This is a genomic window from Psittacicella gerlachiana (genome assembly GCF_003585965.1).
In the GTDB taxonomy this organism is placed as follows: Bacteria; Pseudomonadota; Gammaproteobacteria; order Enterobacterales; family Psittacicellaceae; genus Psittacicella; species Psittacicella gerlachiana.
Genome location: NZ_NRJF01000275.1, coordinates 1 through 1,738, shown reverse-complemented (window position 1 = coordinate 1,738; position 1,738 = coordinate 1). Strand labels below are relative to the sequence as shown.

Here is a 1,738-nt window from a genome sequence, read left to right as displayed (position 1 = left end):
GTATTTATATAGTGTTGGTATTCTAGTGTCAAGGTAATAGTTTATAGTGTTAGATAATTGATAAAAATCATTATTCTAAGTTCTAAACAAGTCTAAAGTAAAAGTCTAAATTACTTATTCTAGTCTTTTATGCCTCAGCTTATTCTTATCAAATTATCTTCTTATCTATGGAAGTTCACTCTTACCAAATTCTTTTCTTATCAAAGCTTCTTCCTCGCAAAGCATTTTTTCCATTACATATATTCAGCTTTATGCTTAACTAGTAAAGCTATAAGCTGTTGGATATTTGTATGTTCTTTTAAGTATTCATACCACTTACTAAAAAGAAACTTTCTTTCATCTCTAAAATCATAACGATTATAGTATTTATCACTTTCATGAACATGATCTTTTCCATGGGCAATACAAGCTGAAATCGCTTCTTTAAGCTCAGGATGCATTTGATACATTCTGGTCATAAATAAGGATCTAAAACCATGAAAGGTAAATTCATATTTATCTTGCAAAATTCCTTGACGAAAGTAGCTGGTGCTTATTAGATCATCAAAGGTAGCAAAAAGCGGAAGCAAATCTTCAACTAAGTATACTAAGTGCTCTCGTTTTGATTTCATCCTCTCAGCTGGAATTAGCCACCAATTATCTTCTCTTTCACCTAAACTCAAGTTATTAATTTCTTTTAAGCGACAAGCCGAACAGAGAATTAAAATAAAAGCACGTAGATACTTATAGTTAACCTTATTCATTTTTAATGCAATACACTCATCAATCATAGTAGTGAGCTCAGACATCTCGATCATCTTTTGGTTTTCTGATTTACGCAGATGCGGGAAAAGATTGCTAATGGTAGGAAGCTTGATTTCTTTAATCATTTGTTCACGAATAGCAAAGTTTAAAGAAGAAATAAGAAAAGTGTAAAGATTCCTAATGGCGACATGCTTATCTTTTAAAGGAGAAGTTACGATTCGGTCACGAACTAATTGTGGAGTTAGTTTATCAACTTCAACATTAGCGATATTAATAATTTCAAGGTAATCAATATTTTGGGTATAGCGAGTGATTGAGTTTTTTCTGAGAATGGTTTCTTTGTGTTTTAAATAGGCTACACAAATATCTTTAACCGTGTAATTGACTAAAGAGTAATTATTTCTCAGCTTTTGTTTGAGCTTATAGGCTTCTAGTCTCGCTTTCTCAAAATCCATAGAGTAAGGTTTTCCTTTAACATACTCCCCTAACTTATGACGTTTGACTTTACCATTAATACAAGAAACTAAAAACCACGTTCCTTTACCTTCATAAGTGTAAGATAAGCGAAGCTGTAAACCTCCTCCATCACAAAGAGTTACATGCTTTTTTAGTGCTTTAGCTTGCTTTATGCCAATTAATAATTTAGCTTTTGTTATTTTTCCATACATAAGTTATCCTTTTAAACTTTTAAAATAAATTTTTTATCGGATTTTTAATGATTAAAATCACATGCAGAACTAATAAATCTAATTCACATGTAGACTAAGCTTTCTATTATAGAAATTTTTTGGATAACTATTGATAAAATAACAAATCTCGCTCCTCCACATCCCCTCCACTTTCATCACCCTACTATAAGATAACTAAAAGAGAATCTAAAAGTTTACGAATACTGAATTAAATTTTAACTCTCAGCAAACGAATAAATCCTCAGGTTATACCCGAGGGTTTATCATTTAAACATAGCAATAGAAAAGATTTTACACAAACATTC

Annotated in this window: 1 protein-coding gene; it reads right to left on the bottom strand. The window is 30.8% G+C overall.

All coding sequences use genetic code 11. The features are described 5' to 3' along the window. Positions 1-233 precede the first annotated feature (233 nt). Positions 234-1,412 carry a tyrosine-type recombinase/integrase gene (locus tag CKF59_RS07600; RefSeq protein ID WP_119535303.1) on the bottom strand — a complete coding sequence of 393 codons (1,179 nt, stop codon included), beginning with the start codon at positions 1,410-1,412 and terminating at the stop codon, positions 234-236. Positions 1,413-1,738: the final 326 nt, after the last annotated feature.